Here is a 19,630-nt window from a genome sequence, read left to right as displayed (position 1 = left end):
AGTTCATGTACCGCGTAACCTTCGTCGACGCCGACGGCCAGGCAACCGAGCTTTCGGCCAATGAAGGCCAGAGCGTCATGTCGGTGGCCGTCGCCAACGGCATCGACCAGATCCTTGCCGAATGCGGCGGCTCCTGCGCCTGCGGCACCTGCCATTGCTATGTCGACGACAGCTGGACCGGAAAGCTTCCGGCGCCCGACGATTCCGAGCAGGGCATGATCGAGTGCCTGATGAACCCGACGGAACGCAGCCGCCTGACCTGCCAGCTCAAGATGTCGGCCGCTCTCGACGGCCTCGTCGTGCACCTGCCGCGCGAGCAATATTGAGCGTGGCCGCCCCGGCCTAAAGGCGCTATCTCTAGGGCTTCCCGGCAACAGGAGGCTCTGATGACGCTGCAACTGACGGGTATCCACCACCTGACCGCGATCACCGCCGACGCCCCCGGCAATTTGCGTTTCTACACGCAGGTTCTGGGCATGCGGCTGGTCAAGAAGACCGTCAACCAGGACGACACCAGCGCCTATCACCTGTTCTACGCCGATGGCAAAGCGAGCCCCGGCTCGGACCTGACCTTCTTCGACTGGCCGGTGACACGCGAGCGTCGCGGCACCCACAGCATCTCGCGCACCGGCCTGCGCGTCGCCAGCGAGGCATCGCTGTCCTGGTGGCGCGCGTATCTTTCCGACAGGGGCATCGAGGCGTCGGAGATCAGGGAGGTCGGCGGCTACCGGTCGGTCGATTTCGACGATCCCGAGGGCCAGCGCCTGCGGCTGGTCGACGATGGCGGCAAGGGGCCGGCCAACGAGTGGTCGGGCAGCAGTATTCCGTCGGAGCACCAGATCAGGGGGCTCGGGCCGATCACCATCAGCGTGCCCGACCTAGCCAACACCGAGCTGGTCCTGACGAAGGTGATGAACCTGCGTCAGGTGCGCGATTTCGCCTCGCCCGACGGCGAGGGCCATGTCCATGCCTTCGAGATGGGCGAGGGCGGGCCGGCGGCCGAACTGCATGTCGCCGTCCAGCCGAAGCTCAACCCGGCCATGCAGGGCGCCGGCGGCGTCCACCACGTCGCCTTCCGCACACCCGATGTCGAGCAGATCCGCCAGTGGACGGCGCGGCTGCAGGAATTCCGCCTGCCGTCGAGCGGCGAGGTCGAGCGCTACTATTTCCGTTCGCTCTATTTCCGCGAGCCCGCCGGCGTGCTGTTCGAGATCGCCACCGACGGCCCGGGTTTTGCCGTCGACGAGCCGATGGAGACGCTGGGCGAACGCCTGTCGCTGCCGCCGTTCCTGGAGGGCAAGCGCGCGGCGATCGAGGCCAAGCTCAAACCGCTCAGCTAGCGCATCGTCGTCGCTAGAGACCGCGGGCGGCGACCCACCCCCTGACGATCCCGATATCGGCGTCCTCGATGGCGTGACCGGAGGAGATCGTGCGGGCGTCGACCTCGGCGCCGGCATCGCGCAGCATGCCGGCAAGTTCGGGGCCGTAGCTGCTGAACACGTCGACGTCGCCCGACACCAGCAGCACCTCGGCATCCGACAGGTCCACGGCAGGCGGCTGCTCCAGCACCATCGCCGCGCGTAGAAGCGCGGCGCGGCGGATGACGTGCGGGTGCAGCAGCATGGTCGCGGCAATCATGTTGGCGCCGTTGGAATGGCCGAGGAACACGAGTTTTTGCGGGTCGAGCCGGTAAGCCTCGACGGCGCCCTCGACGAAGGCGGCAAGCGCCTCGGCCTCCGACCTGACATCCGCCTGGTCGAACCTGTTGGCCGAGAAGCGGCGGAACCAGCGCGGCGTGCCCTCCTCGGTGGCGCGGCCGCGCAGGGCAAGCAGCGTGGCGTTGGGCGCGGCCTTGGCGGCGAACGGCAACAGGCTGGTCTCGTTGCCGCCGGAGCCATGCAGCAGCACGATGGTCGTGCCGTCGGGATTTTCCGGCGTGTAGAAGCGGTGCACGAAGGGCAGGTCGCGGTAGATGACGCGCTCTTCGCCCGGCCAGGAAAACTGCGGCAACATCGTCTTCAGCTCATCGATCTTGTCGGCGCGTTCGGGCGGCACAAACAGATGCATGCCGAGTTCTGACGGAGCCTCGTCCACCGCCATGCCCGGCGCGTCGGTCGCCAGCTCGAACAGCGTGCCGCCCGGCTCGCGCACATAGAGCGAGTAGAAATACTTGCGGTCGTGCACGTTGGTGATCGAGGAGTTGCCCTTGGCGAGCTCGGCATGCACGGCCTCGACTTCCTCCGTGTCGCGGGCACGGAAGGCAATGTGGTCGATGGTGCCGGTGCCCGGCGCGCTCGACCAGAAGCCCTTGGCGTCCCTGACGTCGATGATGTCGCCGGAATCCGAGGCCAGCCGCCGGATGAACTCGGTGCTCTTCTCCGGCCGGTAGCCGAAATGCCTGGTGACGAAGCTCTCGGTCAGCTCCGGCACCTCGGTCATGATGGTGGCGCCGCGGATGCGGCGGATGGCGTGCTCCTGGGGAACGGTCGAGCCGTCCCAGTCCGCCGGAGCCGGGAAGCCGGTCACGCCGACCAGCTTGACGATCACCCCGTCGGGGTCCTTCAGCCGCAGCGTCGGCTCGCCCATCTCCTCGCTCGGCCCAGAAATATCGACGTGGTGCGACAGTGCCCGCGTCAGCCAGAAGCCGATGCTGGCGGGATCGATGGCGAGAGAGATCTCGCTCGGTTGGCCATGGCCGACACGCCCAGGGGCGCCGTCTTCCCAGACCAGGAAAGTGATCAGCGTGCCCGGATTTGCCGCGCCGTCGCCGTAGAACACGTGCAGCTGCGTGGCGTCCTCATAACCGCCGGTCTGCTTGACCAGCCGGAGCCCGAGGAAGCCGACATAGAAATCGACATTGGCCTGCACCTTGCGGGTGATGAGCGTGATGTGGTGGATGCCCGCGCCCATGACGCACCTCCGGCCGATTTGCTTCCGGCCGACATTCCATCAGCGGGACCAACCGCGCAACCCGGCGAGCCATGGAGCCAAAGAGAAAGGCCCCGACGAGGGGCCTTTCGATCTTGCGCCTCTGCCTCAGGCTGACATCGCCTTGGCCTCGCGGCGGCGGGCGTGCAGCACGTGCTCGGTGTAGCCGTTGGGCTGGGTGCGGCCCATGAACACCAGGTCCTCGGCCGCCTTGAAGGCCGGGCTGTCGAAGCCTGGGGTCAGCGGCCAGTAGCCTTCGGTCGCGGCGTTCTGCCGGTCGACCACGGCCGCCATGCGCCGCATCGTCTGGCGCACCTCGGCCTCGCCGACGATGCCGTGGTGCAGCCAGTTGGCGACATGCTGGGAGGAGATGCGCAACGTGGCACGGTCTTCCATCAGCCGGACGTCGCCGAGGTCGGGCACGGTCGACACGCCGACACCCTGGCCGACCCAGTGCACGACATAGCCGAGCAGGCCCTGCAGGTTGTTTTCGAGCTCGGCCTCGATCTCGTCGGTCGTGTAGCTGCGGGTCGCCAGCGGGATGGTCAAAAGGTCTGCGAGCGACGCCTGCTCCCTGCCGCGCAGCTCGTCCTGGACCGCCGACACGTCGACCAGATGGTAGTGCATGGCATGCAGCACGGCGGCCGTCGGCGTCGGCACCCAGGCGGTGCTGGCGCCGGCGCGGGGGTGGGCGATCTTCTGCTCGACCAGTTCCGCCATCTGGTCGGGTGCCGCCCACATGCCCTTGCCGATCTGGGCGCGGCCGGGAAGGTCGCGGGCGATGCCGACGTCGACATTGTTGGCCTCATAGGCCGCGAGCCAGACGGTGTCCGCCATCTCGCCCTTGCGCAGCATCGGGCCCGCTTCCATCGAGGTGTGGATCTCGTCGCCGGTGCGGTCGAGGAAGCCGGTGTTGATGAAGACGGTGCGGTCGCGCACCTTCGACAGGCAGGCGGCGAGGTTGGCCGAAGTGCGGCGCTCCTCGTCCATGACGCCGATCTTCATGGTGTATTTGGGCAGGCCGAGCAGTTCCTCGATGCGCTTGAACAGGAGGTCGGAGAGGCCGACCTCGTCGGGGCCGTGCATCTTGGGCTTCACCAGATAGACCGAGCCGGTGCGGCTGTTGCGCATGGCGTTCTCGCCGCGGATGTCCTGCGCGGCGCTGGCAACGGTGACGGCCGCGTCGAGGATCGCCTCGGGCACCGGGTTGCCGGCCGCGTCGAGCACGGCGTCGGTGAACATGTGGTGGCCAACATTGCGCACCAGCATGGTCGAGCGGCCATGCAGCGTGAGCGTGCCGCCGCCGGGGGCGGTGAAGACGCGGTCGCCAACCAGCCTGCGGCTGACGGTCTTGCCGCCCTTGGTGAACTCCGAGCTCAGGCTGCCGTCCATCAGGCGCTGCCAGTTGCGGTAGACGATGACCTTGTCCTCGGCGTCGACGGCGGCCACCGCGTCCTCGAGGTCCATGATGATCGAGATCGCCGCCTCGATGACGATGTCGGCGATGCCGGCGGCATCGAGCTGGCCCACCTGATGCTCGCGGTCGACCACCAGTTCGACATGCAGCCCGTTGTTGACCAGCAGCACGCTCTTCGGCTCGTGGCGCGGGCCGGTGAAGCCGGCGAACTGCGCCGCCGACTGTAGCCCGGTCTTCGTGCCGTCGGCCAGCGTCACCTGCAGCCTGCCGCGCTCGACGATGTAGCTGGTGGCATCGGCATGGCTGCCCGAAGCCAGAGGTACCGCCTGGTCGAGGAAGGCGCGGGCACGGGCGATGACGTTTCTGGCGCGGGCCGGGTTGAAGGCCGCGCCCTTCTCGGCGCCGTCGGTCTCGGCAATGGCGTCGGTGCCGTAGAGCGCGTCGTAGAGCGAGCCCCAGCGTGCGTTGGCCGCGTTCAGCGCATAACGCGCATTCGACAGCGGCACCACCAGCTGCGGGCCGGCAACGGTGCCGATCTCGGCGTCGACGTTCTTGGTGGCGACCCGGTAGGCGTCCGCCGCCGGCGCGGGCACCAGATAGCCGATGTCGCGCAGGAACTGCTCGTAGGCGCTCGCGTCGTGTGGCTTGCCCTTCCGCTCGCGGTGCCATGCGTCGATCTGCGCCTGCAGGTTGTCGCGAATGGCAAGCAACTCGCGATGGCGCGGCGCCAGGTCGCGAACGATCTCTGCCAAGCCCAACCAGAAGGCCGCCGGATCGACGCGAGCGCTCGGCAGGACTTCATCGTCCACGAAGGCGCGCAGGCCCGGGTCGACCGACAGGCCGGCGACGCTTTCATAATTCCTGGTCATCTGGGGCTCCTTCCAAACTCGGTTCTGTCGATGCTGATGGCAAAGATTGTATCCATTGACAAGGATTTTATGATACAAGATAGTGCACATACGCTGCAAATGCCAGCCGCGTGACTGTGGCTCGCGAACAGGGCGTGGCACATCCAGAGTTTGTCCGACGAGGTCGCAGCATGATCGGCATCATCAAGAGTTCCCTGCCGAACGGCCGCACACTCAAGGCGACCGAGGCGCTCCGCCAGGTGGCGGAACTTGGCCTGGAAGGGCTCCTGTTCAATTCGCTCTTCGACGTCAGTGCGACGCTCGACGCGGCCGAGTTGGCGATCGTCCGTGCCGAGGCCGACAGGCTGGGGCTCGAAATCTCGTCCATGCTCGGCATCGTCAATCCGGCGCTGCCGGCTCGAAGCAAGCCGATCGTCGAGGCGGGCCAAGGCGACATGCAGGCCGGTATCGAGCGCTTGGTGGAACTGGCGGCCGGCATCGGCATCCGCGACATGTTCTTCATCATCGGCATGATCGAGGACCGCTTCGAGGCCGATGTGAGTTGGCAGGCACAGCTCGACGGCGTTGCCGAGTTGCTTTTGCGATGTGCGCCCGTCCTGCGCCGGTTTGGCTCGAAGCTATTGCTCAAGACCCATGAGGAGATCGCGACGGCCGAGATCGTATCCCTTGTCGAGCGGGTCGGCCCCGACGTGATCGGCATAGCCTTCGATCCGGTCAACGTGCTTTGCCGCCTCGAGGATCCGGTCGCCGCCGCACGGCGCGTCGCGCCCTATGCCGGCCAGATCTATGTCGACGACGCGGTCCTGCGGTTCCAGGAGGACGGGATCCGGCGCTTCCTCGTACTGCTGGGCGACGGCTTCGTCGATTGGGACGCGATCCGATCCGTCCTTCCGGGCAGCAGGGTCTGGTTCGAGATGCATGCCGGCCAGTTCGCCATGCCGGTCTTCGATCGGGCTTGGCTGAAGCGGCAGCCGCCCGTCGCTCTCGAGGAGTTTGCAGCGGTCTTGGCAATGGCCGCAAAATTCGGGACGCGCGACGTTCCGTGGGACCAGGCCATGCCTGTCGCGCGGTTGCCGCAGGCTATCACCAACTGGCCCCGATAGGCTTTCCGCCGAATGTTCGTCGACGATCTCAGGCAACGATTTCAGCCCGCTACTGGGCGCCCACACCTTACAAGCACCAATTTTGCGCGGTAGGCGACCGCGCCGTCACCGAAGGAGAGCCGAGTGTCCGTCAGTCCCTCTAGCAACAGCTCAACCCAGCCGCTGCCGTCGCGGATGCAAAGACAGGCATTCCTCGAGACGTTCGGCAATTGCTTCCGCAATGGAACGACGCTGGCCGGGCGCGCCTTCGACAAGGGGACCGATGCTGCCGCCGACACGTCTCACGGTCTGTTCGAAATCCTGCGCGCGGAATTTCGCGCCGCAAGCGACGCCGAGAAATTCGATGTGCTCAAGGGCTACACGCCGCTCGACCCGCGGATCGAGGCGGCGAAGATCGTCGCCGACGAAAGCCAGTCGGCGAGCCTCGACGCCATGACCGCCGATCAGAAGGGCCGCCTGCTGGAACTGCTCGGCGCCTATGTCGAGAAATTCGGCTTCGACGCCATCTTCGTGGTGCGCAACTACACGACTGCGCAGCTCCTGGCCGCGCTGGAGGCGCGCATGCAGACCGATCGCCAGACCGAACTCGCCGTCACCTATGGCGAGGTCGAGCGGCTGGCCGAGATACAGGTCTCGGCGCGCTTCGCGGGCCAAGCCTCGAAGGACGCACTGAAGACGGCTCAGGCGTAGCGGGCCAGGATCTCGCTGAGATTGCGCTTGGTGCGCTTGGTCTGGCCGATATTGGCCTGTTCGAACACCTGCTGCAGGTGATCGACGATCGCCGCGGCACTCGCCTGCGGGTCGCGGGCCCGCAATGCCTGCAGGATCGCGACATGCTCGTCGACGCTGCAGTCGGTCTCCTGGTGCGTGCTGTGCTGCGCGAGGATGAGCGAGGTGCGCGAGATCAGCGACTTGAGGAAGCCGGCGAGCACTTCGTTGCCGGCCATGTGCGCGGCAAGCAGGTGGAACTCGCCGGACGCCACGATGGCTGCGGTGTGGTCGCCGGAATGGCTTATGCTGTGCTCCCTTTCGAGGTGCTCTTCCAGCATGGCGATCTGCTTGTCGGTGATGATGGCGGCGAGCTTGGAAAAGATCTCGCGTTCGATGGCGTTGCGCGCCTCGAACACCTGCCGCGCCTCGTCGGGCGTCGTGCTGGCGACGAACGCGCCGCGGTTCTGCCGGAACTCGACGAGCGATTCGGAGTGCAGCCGGTTGAGCGCGGCGCGCACGATGGTGCGGCTCACCGAAAACAGCGACCCGATCGATTCTTCGCTGAGCTTCGTCCCCGGCATCAGCTCGCGCGCCAAGATTGCCCTGAACAGCGCCTGGTAGATCGAGTCGATCTTAGAGCCGGCTTTGTCGTCGAAATCAGTATTCGCAGCTTTTGCCATTCCAACACCAGACAATGTTACACGGGCAGCACGCAAGAATGCCACGTCTCAGATGCATCGGCTGGGGGCTGAAGACAAGAAGAATGCTGGCTCTTGCCATGATCCCGGTAATGCTCTAGCCGGACTGAAAACGCCGCCTGCTGCTCTCCCTTGCAGCAGCCCGCTTCGCTGGCCGTCAGAACCTGCAGTCGCCAGGACGGTTTGCGGCGTGCGGCTACCAAGCTGCGCAGCGGCACTTTAGCACAAGTTGACGGATACAATAGAGAAAACTATCGCGCTCAATATATAGGTGTTTTGAATACGATTTTATAATGACGCATTTCGGCGCCAATGCGTTCCCTTTTCCGTAGGTCAGCGGCCGCCGGCCATGCGTCGAACCGGGGCGGGCGATTTGCCGAGAAGCTTCGCGAGGTGCGGCGACAGACCCGAGGTCTCGCTTGCGGCCGGCGTCGCGCTCGTGACTGGTCGCGGCAGGGCCGCCAATCTAAGCGCCTTGCCGATGGCGACGCGATGTGGGTCGAGAACCGGCATCGGCGACAGCTCGGCCACCTCCGGCAGCGACGGAATCAGGCCTGCGCCGCCCAGCACGATGCGTTCGGCACCCAGAGCCTCGGCCTCGTTCGCCAAAAACGCGGCAACGGCCGTTAGGTCGTCGGCGACATCCTCGATTGAACGGATACCGGCTATTCGGTCGCCGATGCCGAGCTTCAGCACCAGTTCGGAGAGCATCTCGCACCAGACGGTGCCGTTGGTGGCGACGAGAGATGTTCCCGGCAGATCGACTGCCGCCAGCAGCCCCGCTTCGGCGAACCCGACGACCGGAAGCCCCGTCATCTCCACCAGTGCCTCCCGGCCAGGATCGCCGAAGCAGGCGAGCAGGATCGCGTCGGGCGCAGCGCCTTCGGCGATCGCCCTAGCTGCTGCGTCCAGAACAGCATGCGCGGCAATCGACACCGCCGCGCGCGTGGAGATGTAGCTGAAGCCGAAATCGGCCGTCACGGTCCGGATGTCGGCCAAGCCTGCCGTCTCGGCGCGCACGAGCGTGTCGATCGTGTTGCTGACGCCGGTCGACGTGTTCGGATTGATGACGAGTAGGCGACGCATCGATTCCCTCGGAAAGCAGCGGACGGTGGCCGCACCAGTGCGGCGCGCGGCCGGCGATCTGGGCTGACCCTCAGTGTTGCACCGCTTTTATCATTGTATCATATAGTATGTAAAGTTTGTATCCAAATTTGCCTGTCGCCCGCTTCATGTATGCGACGGTAGGCAGATGTATGATTTCCGGATTTGGACATCCGGAAGCGCATGAATTGAGCGCCTGACATGGTCAGAATCCGTGTCCAAGCTTGCGGATCGCCATGTCCGAAATAAGTATAGTCATATTAAGGCATTGAGTCTGAACGGAAATTTTCTACGTGCCCGCTGTCGGAATCATTTTGCATCCGCAGGATAATATTTGTGTATCCACTGATGTGGAAATCGGATACAAAAGCTCTAGGGAGAGCCTTTGCCAAAAGGCAGTGTCAGTTCAGCCAACGGGAGAGACAAACATGCATTCGTTCCTGTCCGCCTTTTCCACGCTGTCGCATGGGCGGCGGCAATTCCTCGCGACCGTTGGAGGCGCGGCGATCGCCGTGGCGATCGGTTTCGGCGGATCGGCCGCAATGGCGGCCGATCGCGAGCACACGATCATCGTGGGCCTCGGCGGCCAGATCAACACGCTCGACCCGCTGCGCGCCGACTACAACCAGACCAACACCATCATCAGCGCCGTCTACGATACGCTGGTGACGTATGACGAGACCAAGCTCGTCGGATCCCTGGCCACCGAATACGCCTATGGCGCCGATGCCAAGTCGATCACTTTCACCCTGCGCCCCGACGTGAAGTTCCATGACGGCTCGGCGCTGACCGCCAAGGACGTCGCCTACACGCTCGATCGCCTGAAGCGCCTCGGTACCGGCGTCGCCTCGCTGATCGGCGGCTACGAATCGACCGCGGTGACCGACGACAGGCACCTGACCATCAATCTCTCCAAGCCCAACACGCTGTTCCTGCCGTCGCTGAGCAAAGTGTACATCGTCAACTCCGCGATGGTCGAAGCCAACAAGGGGGGCGACGACGGCCAGGGCTGGCTGCAGGCGCATGACGCGGGCTCGGGTCCCTATGTGCTGGGCGACCAGTCGCAGGCCGTGGTGATCGACCTGTTCCCGGGCTATTGGGCCGCCGAGGCCGGCCGTCCCGAATCCATCGTATTCCGCCGCATCGACGAAAGCGCGACGCGCCGCGACGAACTGCGTGCCGGCAGCATCGACGTCGCCTTCGGCTTCGCCGACCGCGACGCCGCCGCCATGGCCACCGATCCGGCACTGAAGGTCGTGCCGATCAACACCAGCTACCAGACCGAGGTGCTGTTCAACACCAAGGTCGGCCCGACCGCCGATCCCAAGGTGCGCAAGGCGCTGCGCATGGTCTACGACTATGCCGGCGGCCTGCGTGGCATCCGCGGCGGCAATGGCAAGATCGCCAACGGCCCGCTGCCGGCACGCCTCGACTGCCGTCCGGAACTGCCCGAGGTCAAGCGCGACCTCGACGCCGCCAAGGCGCTGCTGGCCGAGGCGGGCGCTGCCAACCTGAAGCTCAAGATGAACTTCCAGCCGGTGTTCGAACTGCAGAAGCAGGAAGCGACGCTGTTCCAGTCGAACCTGCGCGAGATCGGCGTCGAGCTCGAACTCGAGCCCATCGCCTTCCCGAACTACCTCGCCAGCCTCAAGGACCCGAACTCGATCCCGCAGATGATGCTGCTCGAGGACTTCGCCCAGTTTCCGGATGCCGGCATCATGCTGGTCAAGGGCTACAAGTCGGACGCCATCGGCACCAACCGCACCGGCTATGCCAATCCGGAAGTCGACAAGCTGCTGGACGAGGCCCTCGCCACCGCCGACGACGCCAAGCGCTGCGACCTCTACAGGCAGGTCCAGACCATTCTCGACAATGACTCCGTCATGGTCGACATGTATGGTGTCTACAAGCCGGCGGCCTATCGTGTCGGCACGCTCGCCGACCTCAAGGCCAGCATGCTCGCCACGCCCGCGGAGCCGGCGGATTTCCGTCTCGCCAAGCCGTAAGCGAGGCCGACAATGCTCGCGTTCCGCGCCTACTCCTGGTTCCTGGGTCGACGCCTGGGCCTGACCCTGCTGACCCTTTGGGGACTGGCGTCGCTGGTCTTCCTGATGATCAAGCTCATGCCCGGCGACGAGGCCCAGATGGCTGCCGGCGCGGACGCCTCCGCCGCCCAGATCGAGGCGGTGCGCGAACGGCTGGGGCTCGATGCCCCGGTCGTCATGCAATATCTAAGCTTCCTGGGTCGCCTCCTGCGCGGCGACCTGGGCACCTCCATCGTTACGCTCCAGCCGGTTCTGGCCGACCTTGAAAAGGTCCTGCCGAGCACGCTGGAACTCGTCTTCATCGCCATGCTGCTCAATCTGGCGGTGGCCATCCCGGCCGGCATCGTGGCGGCCTACCGTCAGGGCGGCATCTTCGATTCGACCAGCCGCATCGCGGCCGTCATGCTCGGCGGCATGCCCGCCTTCTGGCTGGCGCTGGTGCTGCAATATGTGCTGGGCAGCGTCTGGCGCGTGGTGCCGATCTCGGGCCAGCAGGGCTACGGCATGAACTCGCCCGTGGTTTCCGGGGCGCCGACGCTCGACGCGCTGATGGCCGGTAACTTCGCCGGCTTCTTCGACGCGCTCCACCACATCATCCTGCCGGCGGCGGTGCTGGCCGCGCTGTTTGCCACCCAGATCTTCCGCACCCTGCGGGCGGCCCTGCTCGGCGTGTTGCGTTCGGATTTCATCATGGCCGTGCGCGCCAAGGGGGCGACGGCCCGCCACATGCTGGTGCGCCACGCGCTGCCCAACAGTCTGAACCCGGTGCTGACGCTGTCGGGCACCCAGGCCGGTGCCATGATTGGCTCGGCCGTGCTGGTCGAAACCGTCTTCGCCCGCCAGGGCATCGGCGCCTACATGTTCAATGCGGTGGCCCAGAAGGACGCCTTTGCGGTGCTGGGTTCCGTGATGTTCATCGGCACCGTCGTCTGCCTCGTCAACCTGATCGTCGACATCCTCCAGCTTCTGGTCGACCCGCGCATCCGCGCCGCACAACTGGGGAGCCAAAGCCAATGACCGCCCCCACCATCGCCCCGCCTGCAACCGCCCGCCGCAAGGACGGCTTCACGCCGTTCGAGGCGTTCGTGATCGCGCTGGTGGTCGCGCTGCTGGCCATTGCCATCGTCGGCCCGTTCTTCGCGCCCGACAGCGTCTATAACTCCGACATCGCCAACTCGCTGATGCCGCCCTCCGCGCAGAACTGGTTCGGCACCGACGACCAGGGTCGCGATGTATTCTGGCGCCTCATCGTCGGTGCCCAGATGACGCTGCTGTCGGCCTTCCTGGTGGTGACGCTCTACTCGCTGATCGGCGTCACCATCGCCACCGTCGCCGCAGCCGGCCCGCGCTGGCTCGACGAGGGCCTGATGCGCCTTACCGACATCGGCCTGGCGCTGCCCGGCATGATCGTGGCCCTCGGCTTCGCCGCCGCCATGGGCGCCAGCCTGCGCTCGGCCGTCATCGCGATGGCCATCACCGGCTGGCCGATCACCGCCCGCATGCTGCGCGGCATCATGCGCCAGACCATGGAGCAGCCTTTCGTCGCCGGCGCCCAGGTGCTCGGCGTGTCGAAATGGCGGCTGATGACCAAGCACGTGCTGCCCAACTCGCTCGACGTCTTGATCGTCAAATGGGCCGGCGACATCGGCACCACGGTCCTGGTCCTTGCGAGCCTCTCCTTCATCGGCGTCGGCGCCCAGCCGCCGAGCGCCGAGTGGGGCGCCACCATCGCCGCCGCCCGTGGTTACGTTTCGACCGCCTGGTGGACCGTCGTCGCCCCCGGTGCCGCCGTCGCCATCACTTCGATCGCCTTCGGCCTGCTCGGCGACATCATCCAGGTCCGCCGCGACCCGTCGCTCAGGGGCAACTGAGATGAGGACCGTGCACCCCATGCCCGACCAGTCCACCCTCACCCCCGTTCGTCCTCCTCTCGTCACCGTCGACAAGCTCACCGTCGACATGCCGCTGGGCCGCAGCGGAGCCAGCGTCCGCATCGTCGACGGCGTCGACTTCACCATCGGCGTCGGCGAGCGCGTGGCGCTGGTCGGCGAGTCCGGCTCGGGCAAGTCGCTGACGGCACGCGCCCTGATGCGGCTCGACCGCCTGGCCAAGCTGTCCGGCCGGGTCGACTTCGACGGCACCGACCTGCTCAAGCTCTCCGACCGCGACATGGGCAAGCTTCGCGGCAGCTCCATCGCCATGGTCTTTCAGGACCCGATGAGCTTCCTCGACCCGCTGATGACCATCGGTGACCAGGTAGCCGAGACGCTGCGCATCCGTGGCATAGGCAAGGTCGAGGCACGCAAGCGGGCGCTGTCGGTGCTCGACGAGCTCGGCGTCGACCGCGCCGCCGAGCGGCTCGATTCCTATCCGCACGAATTCTCGGGCGGTATGCGCCAGCGCGTCGTGCTGGCCATGGCGCTGGTGGGCGAGCCGCGCCTTTTGATCGCAGACGAGCCGACGACCGCGCTCGACGTGCGCGTCCAGGACCAGGTGCTCGACCTGCTCGACGACGTCTCGACGCGCCGCGGGCTGGCGGTGCTGTTCATCACCCACGACCTCGGCGTCGTCGCCGGCTTCGCCGAGCGCGTCATGGTCATGTATTCGGGCCGCATCGTCGAGGACGGCGAGGTCGGCAGCGTCTTCGCCAGGCCGAGCCATCCCTACACGCAAGGCCTGATCAAGGCGGTGCCGCGCATCGACCAGGATCTGGCCACGCTCTACGCCATCCCCGGCGCGCCGCCGCCGCCGCTGGCGCGGCCGAGCGGCTGCCCGTTCCACCCGCGCTGCGACCAGCGTTTCGACCGCTGCGACCGGGAACTGCCGGCGCTGCTGCCGGTCGGCCGGACGCGCGTCGCCTGCCACCTGCATGACGGGAAGGGTGCCTGACCATGCTCATGTCCATCGACCGCATCAGCAAGTCCTACCACGCCTTCCCCAACCCGCCGGCCAAGGTGCTGCACGACGTCTCCATCGACGTCGACACCGGCGAGGCCATCGGCCTTGTCGGCGAATCCGGCTCGGGCAAGTCGACCATCGCCAAATGCATGCTGGCACTGATCAAGCCGGAAGAAGGCGCGATCACCTATGACGGCATCGACGTGACCCACGCCAAGGGCGAGGATTTGCGCCGCTTCCGTCGCGAAGTGCAGATGGTGTTCCAGGACCCCTATGGCAGCCTCAATCCGCGCATGACGGTGGAAGAGCTGATCGGCGAGGGCCTGCTGATCCACAAGCTCGAGGCCACCGCGGCGGCACGACGTGCCCGTGTCGCCGAGATGATGGAGATGGTCGGCCTCAACCCCAACGACATGGACCGTTACACGCGCTCCTTCTCCGGCGGCCAGCGCCAGCGCATCGCCATCGCCCGCGCGCTGGTTATCCGCCCGCGCATCCTCGTTTGCGACGAGCCGGTGGCGGCGCTTGACGTGTCGGTGCAGGCGCAGGTCATCAACCTGCTGCAGGACATGCAGAAGAAGCTCAACCTCGCCATCGTCTTCGTGGCGCACGACCTCGCCGTCGTCCGCCACCTCTGCGAGCGGATCGTCGTGCTGCACAAGGGCAAGGTGGTCGAGCAGGGCACGCGCGAGGAGATCTTCGGCAACCCGCAGCAGGAATACACGCAGTCGCTGCTGGCCGCCGTACCCGTGCCCGACCCTGTCGTCGGCCGTGCCCGCCGCGCGGCGCGCCACCTCGAGCCTGCCAACTGACATAGAGAACAAGGAGACTGCCGATGCGTATCGGTGTCGACGGCCGCAAGATTCCCGAAGCCGCCAAGCGCGGCCCGGTGGCCAGCTTCGATCATGGCAAGGAACTGGGCATGGAGGGCCTGTTCTTCCGCACCGTGCTCGACATGAGCCCGACGCTCGACGCCGGTTATCTCCTTGAGATCAAGCAGCGCGCCGACGAGCTCGGCATGTATCTCGAAACCGGCCTCGGCAAGGTCAATCCCTACGCGACGCCGGAAGGACCCGAGCTCCGGCTGATCGGCGACGGCGACATCGTGCTCGGCTTCCGCCGCATGATGGAGGCGTGCGCCGCCATCGACTGCCGCGAACTCTGGGTGGCGACCGCCAACTACAAGCCGGCCTATACCGGCCGCTTCGCCTATGACCGCTTCCGCACCGACGTGACCTGGACCGAACAGCTCCAGGCCACCGCCCGCTTCCTGAAGAAGCTCGCGCCGATCGCCCGCGACCTCGGCATCCATATGAACCTCGAGACCCACGAGGAGATCACCTCCTTCGAGCTGGTGCGGCTGGTCGAGGAGGTCGGGCCCGACACGACCGGCATCGTCTTCGATACGGCCAACGTGCTGCAGCGCGCCGAGCATCCGGTCTGGGCGGCGAAACGCGTCGCGCCCTATGTCCGCCAGACCCACATCAAGGACGCGCTGATCGCCTATGACGGCGAGGTGCTCGATTTCCAGATGCGCCCCTGTGGCGGCGGCGTCGTCGACTTCCGCGCCATCATGCCGATCCTGGCCAAGGCCAAGCCCGACCTCAACCTGTCGATCGAGAACTACGAGTCCTTCTCCGACCGGCCGCGCAACCCGCCGAAGATGATCATCGAGATCGCCGACCCGAAATGGCTCGAAGGCCATCCCGACCTCGGCGTCGAGGAATATGCCGACTACATGAAGATGGTGCAGGACTATGCCGCCCGCATCGCTAGCGGCGAGGTCATGGACCGCGAGAGCTTCGCCGCCTGGGCGGTGAAGAACTACCACTATGATGAGACGGTCGCATACATCAAGCAATGCGCCGCCCACGTCAGGGGCATCTGCGAGGAGCTCGGCCTGCCGCTGAAGAACGCGGCGTAAGCCGGCTCAGCGCGTGTGAATGCCAAAGCCCGGGGAAGGCAGCTTCAGCAGTCTGAAGGCCGCGCACTGGGCGCGGCCTTTTTCGTCTTCAGCAGGTGCGAAACCCTACCATTCCAGCACGATCTTGCCGGCTTCGCCGTTGGCGGCGTTGTGGAAGGCGGTCTGGTAGTCGTCGGCCTTCATGCGGCTGGTGATCACCTTGCGGATGTCGAGGCCGCTTTCCAGCATCGCCAGCATCTTGTGCCAGGTCTCGAACATCTCGCGGCCGTAGATGCCCTTGAGCGTGATCATCTTGAACACGATCTTGGCGAGGTCGATGGGGAAGGGCTTGGCCGGCACGCCGAGCAGCGCGATGCGGCCGCCCATCAGCGTGTGCTCGATCAGTTGGTCGAAGGCGGCGGGCGAGCCGCTCATCTCGAAACCGACGTCGAAGCCCTCGCGCATGCGCAGGCGGGCCATCGCGTCGCGCAGCTCTTCCTGGGCGACGTTGACTGGGGTCACGTCGGCCACCTGGGTGGCCAATTCGAGGCGCTTGGGGTTGACGTCGGTGATGACGACATGGCGTGCGCCGCAATGGCGGGCGACCGCCGCACCCATGATGCCGATGGGCCCGGCACCGGTGATCAGCACGTCCTCGCCGGCGACGTCGAAGGAGAGCGCCGTGTGCACGGCATTGCCGAGCGGGTCGAGGATGGCGCCGAGCTCGTCGTCGATCGAATCGGGCAGCGGCACCACGTTGAAGGCGGGAATGCGTACATATTCGGCAAAGGCGCCTGGCAGGTTGACGCCGATGCCCTGTGTTTCCGGATCGAGGTGGAAGCGGCCGGCCCGGCTGGCGCGGCTGCGCATGCCGATGACGTGGCCCTCGCCCGAGACGCGCTGGCCGACCTTGAAGCCGCGCACATGGGCGCCGAGCTCGACGATCTCGCCGGCATATTCGTGGCCGGTGATCATCGACACCGGCACGGTCCTGGCCGCCCATTCGTCCCACTTGTAGATGTGGATGTCGGTGCCGCAGATGCCGGTCTTGTTGACCTTGATCAGCACGTCGTCGGGGCCGACTTCCGGCACGGGCCGATCTTCCATCCAGATGCCGGGTTCAGCCTTGGCCTTGACCAGTGCGCGCATGGGGAAACTCCTGAATGTCAGATGATGCCGAGCGACTTGCCGGCGTCGGCAAAGGCGTCGATGGCGAAGGTGATGTCCTGGTCGTCGAGGGCGGCCGACATCTGGGTGCGGATGCGCGCCTTGCCCTGCGGCACGACGGGATAGAAGAAGCCGGCGACATAGACGCCGCGCTCGTCGAGCGCCTTGGCCATTCGCTGCGCCAGCACCGCGTCGCCCAGCATGACCGGGATGATCGGCGTCTCGCCGGGCAAAAGCGTGAAGCCGGCCTGGGTCAGGCCCTCGCGGAAGCGCGTCGTGTGGCGGCCGAGTTTTGCGCGCAGATCGTCGGCGCCGCGGGCGATCTCGATGGCCTTGAGCGACCCGGCGGCAACGGCAGGAGCGAGCGAGTTGGAGAACAGGTACGGGCGGGCGCGCTGGCGCAACAGGTCGATGATCGGCTGCGACGCGGCGATGAAGCCGCCCATGGCGCCGCCAAGCGTCTTGCCCAGCGTGCCGGTGACGATGTCGACGCGGTTGCCGGCGCCGGTCAGCACCGGCGTACCGCGCCCCTCTTCGCCGATATGTCCCGTCGCATGGCAGTCGTCGACGGCGACGATCGCGCCATAACGCTCGGCGAGATCGCAGATCTCTTTGAGTTTGGCGATATGGCCGTCCATCGAGAACACGCCGTCGGTGACGACCATTTTGAATCGGGCGCCGTCGGCGTCGGCCTGCTTGAGCTGGGCCTCGAGGTCGTTCATGTCACCCTGGGCGTAGCGGAAGCGTTTGGCCTTGGAGAGGCGCACGCCGTCGATGATCGAGGCGTGGTTGAGGCTGTCGGAAATGATCGCGTCCTCGGCGCCGAGCAGCGGCTCGAACAGCGCGCCGTTGGCGTCGAAGCAGGCGGCGAACAGGATCGCATCGTCCTTGCCGAGATAGTCGGCGATGGCGCGTTCTAGCTCGCGGTGGAGCGTCTGGGTGCCGCAGATGAAGCGCACCGAGGCCATGCCGAAGCCGAACTCGTCGAGGGCTGCGGCCGCCGCCTTGCGGATATCGGCATTGTCGGCGAGGCCGAGATAGTTGTTGGCACAGAGATTGACCATCTGGCGTTCGCCCGCCGCACCCTTCACCTTGATGCGGCCGGCCTGCATGCCGGCGATTTCTCGCTCGCGCTTGTAGAGGCCGTCGGCCTCGATGCCCCGGAGAAGGTTCGATATGTGGGAAAGGAAATCCTGGCTCATCGGCGTCAAAATCCATTAAGATGGAAATTCCGATATATTGGATGATTTGGAAAGTCCAGTGGAATCGCTGTGGCGCAGGCGAGGCGGCAAATGGCTCGCGACGCGCCTGCCGCAGTGCTATCAGTCGGCCCGCATGAGGGGATCGAGATGGAACTGAACGACGCGCCGAAGATCGGCCCGGTGATCCAGAAGGAACGCAAGGAGCGCCACCTGACGCTCGACCGGCTGGCGGCGATCTCGGGCGTGTCGCGATCAATGCTGTCGCAGATCGAGCGCGGCGAGGCCAACCCGACCTTCGCCGTGCTCTGGGCGCTGACCCAGGCGCTCGGCATCGACTTTTCCCAGCTCGTCGCCGGTGGCGTCGCCCAGCAGAGGAAGGCGGATGCCATCGAGCTGGTGACGGCGGCGCTGACGCCCGAAATCAAGAGCCCCGACGGCGCCTGGCGCCTGCGCATCCTGAGTTCGCCGGCGCTCGCCGGCCGCATCGAATGGTACGAGGTGGAGATCGCGCCCGGCTCGAAGCTGCAGAGCGCCCCGCATGCGCCGGGCACCTTCGAACACCTCACCGCCCATAGCGACGGACTGACCGTCGAGACCGAATACGGCACCCAGGCGCTCGCCACCGGCGAAACCGCCCGATACCGCGCCGACGTCGCTCACGAGATCGCCAATAGGGCCGACCATACCGCGCGGGCATTGATGGTCGTGCTCTACGACCAGGGCGGCTGATGGCCGCCGCTATGCTCCCGCGGTCGACGACGCGCGCCGAAATCGGGGTAAGAATCAGTTCCGGTAAGCCGGTTCCTGCTCGTCGAGGATCGCCTTGAGCTCGGCGAGATGACGCTCGGCCTGGCCGGGGTAATCTTCCTGCTCCAACGCCGCCTTTTCGGCGATCTCGTCGGACAGCACCCGCAAGGGTCGGCCGGTCCACAGCGCCTTGATGTAGGTCTCGCAGGCGCGCTCGAAATAATAGAGCCGGTTGAAGGTGTCGGCGACGCTGTCGCCGATGACCAGCACGCCGTGGTTGCCCATCACCATCACCTTGACCTTGGGGTCCGCAAGCAGCTGCGAGCAGCGCTCGCCCTCCTCCTCGAAGGCGAGCCCGCCATAATGGCCGTCGACGACATGGCGGCGGAAGAAGATCGCCGTGTTCTGGTCGATGGGCGGCAGGGTGGAATCGGCGAGCGATGCGAGCACCGTGGCGTGGATCGAATGCACATGCATGACGCAGCGCGCGTGCGTGCAGTTGCGGTGTACCGCGCCGTGCAGGCCCCAGGCGGTGGGGTCGGGCGCGTTGGGCCCAGTCATCGTTTCGGGGTCGTTGGCGTCGATGAGCAGAAGATCGCTCGCCTTGATGCGCGAGAAATGCACCTGGTTGGGGTTCATCAGGAACTGCGTGCCGTCGTCGTTGACGGCGAGGGAGAAATGGTTGGCGACCGCCTCGTGCATGTTGAGCCGCGCCGTCCAGCGGAAGGCGCAGGCGAGGTCGACGCGCTCCTGGTAGAATGGAAGGTTTGTCTGCTTGAGCTGCGTGACGGCCATCACTTCCTCCCTCTGGCTGGAAGGAAGAATGCCGCGCCGGGGC

At 66.1% G+C, this 19,630-nt stretch carries 18 protein-coding genes; 11 read left to right on the top strand and 7 right to left on the bottom strand.

All coding sequences use genetic code 11. The annotated features are described in order from the left end of the window. The first annotated feature begins 5 nt into the window (after positions 1–5). Both J2X50_RS16200 and J2X50_RS16195 read left to right on the top strand, forming a co-directional pair. Entirely contained in the window at positions 6–326 is a 321-nt protein-coding gene (locus J2X50_RS16200) for a 2Fe-2S iron-sulfur cluster-binding protein (RefSeq protein WP_347965566.1), read from the top strand. A gap of 60 nt (positions 327–386) precedes the next feature. Further along, entirely contained in the window at positions 387–1,340 is a 954-nt protein-coding gene (locus J2X50_RS16195) for a ring-cleaving dioxygenase (protein WP_429096537.1), read from the top strand. Positions 1,341–1,353: 13 nt separating this feature from the next. Here the strand turns inward: J2X50_RS16195 and J2X50_RS16190 are convergent, their stop codons facing one another. Further along, the gene (locus tag J2X50_RS16190) at positions 1,354–2,910 is read right to left on the bottom strand and encodes a VOC family protein (RefSeq protein ID WP_429096535.1); all 1,557 of its coding nucleotides are present in this window, start codon (positions 2,908–2,910) and stop codon (positions 1,354–1,356) included. 126 nt (positions 2,911–3,036) lie between these two features. Then, positions 3,037–5,214 (bottom strand): malate synthase G, encoded by a 2,178-nt coding sequence (locus J2X50_RS16185; protein ID WP_429096534.1) that lies wholly within the window; start codon positions 5,212–5,214, stop codon positions 3,037–3,039. Positions 5,215–5,384: 170 nt separating this feature from the next. Between J2X50_RS16185 and J2X50_RS16180 the strand changes: the two genes are divergently transcribed. Continuing rightward, positions 5,385–6,317, top strand: coding sequence for a sugar phosphate isomerase/epimerase family protein (locus tag J2X50_RS16180; RefSeq protein ID WP_429096532.1), 933 nt, complete (start codon positions 5,385–5,387; stop codon positions 6,315–6,317). A 174-nt stretch (positions 6,318–6,491) separates the two neighbouring features. After that, entirely contained in the window at positions 6,492–7,007 is a 516-nt protein-coding gene (locus tag J2X50_RS16175; RefSeq protein WP_429096530.1) for a 2-oxo-4-hydroxy-4-carboxy-5-ureidoimidazoline decarboxylase, read from the top strand. Here the strand turns inward: J2X50_RS16175 and J2X50_RS16170 are convergent. Then, on the bottom strand, positions 6,998–7,708 hold the full coding sequence (locus tag J2X50_RS16170) for a GntR family transcriptional regulator (RefSeq protein ID WP_429096528.1): 711 nt from the start codon (positions 7,706–7,708) through the stop codon (positions 6,998–7,000). The two genes, J2X50_RS16175 and J2X50_RS16170, sit on opposite strands and share 10 nt — an antisense overlap. 351 nt (positions 7,709–8,059) lie before the next feature. Next, complete coding sequence (locus J2X50_RS16165; protein WP_429096526.1) at positions 8,060–8,812, bottom strand: aspartate/glutamate racemase family protein; 753 nt, start codon at positions 8,810–8,812, stop codon at positions 8,060–8,062. Positions 8,813–9,258: 446 nt separating this feature from the next. Here J2X50_RS16165 and J2X50_RS16160 point away from each other — a divergent pair, with 446 nt between their 5' ends. The 6 genes from J2X50_RS16160 to J2X50_RS16135 are packed head-to-tail and all read left to right on the top strand — an operon-like array spanning position 9,259 to position 15,697. After that, the gene (locus J2X50_RS16160; protein WP_429096524.1) at positions 9,259–10,836 is read left to right on the top strand and encodes an ABC transporter substrate-binding protein; all 1,578 of its coding nucleotides are present in this window, start codon (positions 9,259–9,261) and stop codon (positions 10,834–10,836) included. Positions 10,837–10,848: 12 nt separating this feature from the next. After that, positions 10,849–11,892: an ABC transporter permease gene (locus J2X50_RS16155; RefSeq protein WP_429096522.1), complete on the top strand. Its 1,044-nt coding sequence runs from the start codon at positions 10,849–10,851 to the stop codon at positions 11,890–11,892. Beyond that, the gene (locus J2X50_RS16150) at positions 11,889–12,746 is read left to right on the top strand and encodes an ABC transporter permease (RefSeq protein WP_429096521.1); all 858 of its coding nucleotides are present in this window, start codon (positions 11,889–11,891) and stop codon (positions 12,744–12,746) included. The genes J2X50_RS16155 and J2X50_RS16150 overlap by 4 nt, the downstream gene beginning before the upstream one ends. A 19-nt stretch (positions 12,747–12,765) precedes the next feature. Further along, on the top strand, positions 12,766–13,764 hold the full coding sequence (locus tag J2X50_RS16145; protein ID WP_429096519.1) for an ABC transporter ATP-binding protein: 999 nt from the start codon (positions 12,766–12,768) through the stop codon (positions 13,762–13,764). 2 nt (positions 13,765–13,766) lie between these two features. Then, complete coding sequence (locus J2X50_RS16140) at positions 13,767–14,585, top strand: ATP-binding cassette domain-containing protein (RefSeq protein WP_429096517.1); 819 nt, start codon at positions 13,767–13,769, stop codon at positions 14,583–14,585. Positions 14,586–14,608: 23 nt separating this feature from the next. Continuing rightward, on the top strand, positions 14,609–15,697 hold the full coding sequence (locus tag J2X50_RS16135) for a sugar phosphate isomerase/epimerase family protein (RefSeq protein ID WP_429096515.1): 1,089 nt from the start codon (positions 14,609–14,611) through the stop codon (positions 15,695–15,697). A 105-nt stretch (positions 15,698–15,802) separates the two neighbouring features. Here J2X50_RS16135 and tdh read toward each other — a convergent pair whose 3' ends face one another. Both tdh and J2X50_RS16125 read right to left on the bottom strand, forming a co-directional pair. Continuing rightward, positions 15,803–16,825, bottom strand: coding sequence for an L-threonine 3-dehydrogenase (gene tdh / locus J2X50_RS16130; RefSeq protein ID WP_429096513.1), 1,023 nt, complete (start codon positions 16,823–16,825; stop codon positions 15,803–15,805). A 17-nt stretch (positions 16,826–16,842) separates the two neighbouring features. Further along, a complete protein-coding gene (locus J2X50_RS16125; protein ID WP_429096511.1) occupies positions 16,843–18,045 on the bottom strand; it encodes a glycine C-acetyltransferase in 1,203 nt (400 codons plus the stop codon). 147 nt (positions 18,046–18,192) lie between these two features. On the opposite strand from J2X50_RS16125, the gene J2X50_RS16120 reads away from it, so the two are divergent. Continuing rightward, positions 18,193–18,774, top strand: a complete 582-nt coding sequence (locus J2X50_RS16120) for a helix-turn-helix domain-containing protein (protein ID WP_429096510.1) — start codon at positions 18,193–18,195, stop codon at positions 18,772–18,774. A gap of 54 nt (positions 18,775–18,828) precedes the next feature. On the opposite strand, the gene J2X50_RS16115 is transcribed toward J2X50_RS16120, so the two are convergent. Next, positions 18,829–19,587, bottom strand: coding sequence for a class II aldolase and adducin N-terminal domain-containing protein (locus J2X50_RS16115; RefSeq protein WP_429096509.1), 759 nt, complete (start codon positions 19,585–19,587; stop codon positions 18,829–18,831). Between the last annotated feature and the right edge of the window lie 43 nt (positions 19,588–19,630).

It is taken from the genome of Aminobacter sp. BE322 (assembly GCF_050433525.1).
GTDB lineage: Bacteria > Pseudomonadota > Alphaproteobacteria > Rhizobiales > Rhizobiaceae > Aminobacter.
This window is presented reverse-complemented; position numbering and strand designations above follow the sequence as displayed.

Excerpts from the sequence above, each read along its gene's own strand:
- J2X50_RS16160 (WP_429096524.1), top strand. The coding sequence starts at position 9,259 with ATGCATTCGTTCCTGTCCGCCTTTTCCACGCTGTCGCATGGGCGGCGG.
- J2X50_RS16120 (WP_429096510.1), top strand. The coding sequence starts at position 18,193 with ATGGAACTGAACGACGCGCCGAAGATCGGCCCGGTGATCCAGAAGGAA.
- J2X50_RS16140 (WP_429096517.1), top strand. The coding sequence starts at position 13,767 with ATGCTCATGTCCATCGACCGCATCAGCAAGTCCTACCACGCCTTCCCC.
- J2X50_RS16170 (WP_429096528.1), bottom strand. The coding sequence starts at position 7,708 with ATGGCAAAAGCTGCGAATACTGATTTCGACGACAAAGCCGGCTCTAAG.
- J2X50_RS16195 (WP_429096537.1), top strand. The coding sequence starts at position 387 with ATGACGCTGCAACTGACGGGTATCCACCACCTGACCGCGATCACCGCC.
- J2X50_RS16185 (WP_429096534.1), bottom strand. The coding sequence starts at position 5,214 with ATGACCAGGAATTATGAAAGCGTCGCCGGCCTGTCGGTCGACCCGGGC.
- J2X50_RS16180 (WP_429096532.1), top strand. The coding sequence starts at position 5,385 with ATGATCGGCATCATCAAGAGTTCCCTGCCGAACGGCCGCACACTCAAG.
- J2X50_RS16115 (WP_429096509.1), bottom strand. The coding sequence starts at position 19,587 with ATGGCCGTCACGCAGCTCAAGCAGACAAACCTTCCATTCTACCAGGAG.
- J2X50_RS16125 (WP_429096511.1), bottom strand. The coding sequence starts at position 18,045 with ATGAGCCAGGATTTCCTTTCCCACATATCGAACCTTCTCCGGGGCATC.
- J2X50_RS16190 (WP_429096535.1), bottom strand. The coding sequence starts at position 2,910 with ATGGGCGCGGGCATCCACCACATCACGCTCATCACCCGCAAGGTGCAG.
- tdh (WP_429096513.1), bottom strand. The coding sequence starts at position 16,825 with ATGCGCGCACTGGTCAAGGCCAAGGCTGAACCCGGCATCTGGATGGAA.
- J2X50_RS16175 (WP_429096530.1), top strand. The coding sequence starts at position 6,492 with ATGCAAAGACAGGCATTCCTCGAGACGTTCGGCAATTGCTTCCGCAAT.
- J2X50_RS16165 (WP_429096526.1), bottom strand. The coding sequence starts at position 8,812 with ATGCGTCGCCTACTCGTCATCAATCCGAACACGTCGACCGGCGTCAGC.
- J2X50_RS16145 (WP_429096519.1), top strand. The coding sequence starts at position 12,766 with ATGCCCGACCAGTCCACCCTCACCCCCGTTCGTCCTCCTCTCGTCACC.
- J2X50_RS16155 (WP_429096522.1), top strand. The coding sequence starts at position 10,849 with ATGCTCGCGTTCCGCGCCTACTCCTGGTTCCTGGGTCGACGCCTGGGC.
- J2X50_RS16200 (WP_347965566.1), top strand. The coding sequence starts at position 6 with ATGTACCGCGTAACCTTCGTCGACGCCGACGGCCAGGCAACCGAGCTT.
- J2X50_RS16135 (WP_429096515.1), top strand. The coding sequence starts at position 14,609 with ATGCGTATCGGTGTCGACGGCCGCAAGATTCCCGAAGCCGCCAAGCGC.
- J2X50_RS16150 (WP_429096521.1), top strand. The coding sequence starts at position 11,889 with ATGACCGCCCCCACCATCGCCCCGCCTGCAACCGCCCGCCGCAAGGAC.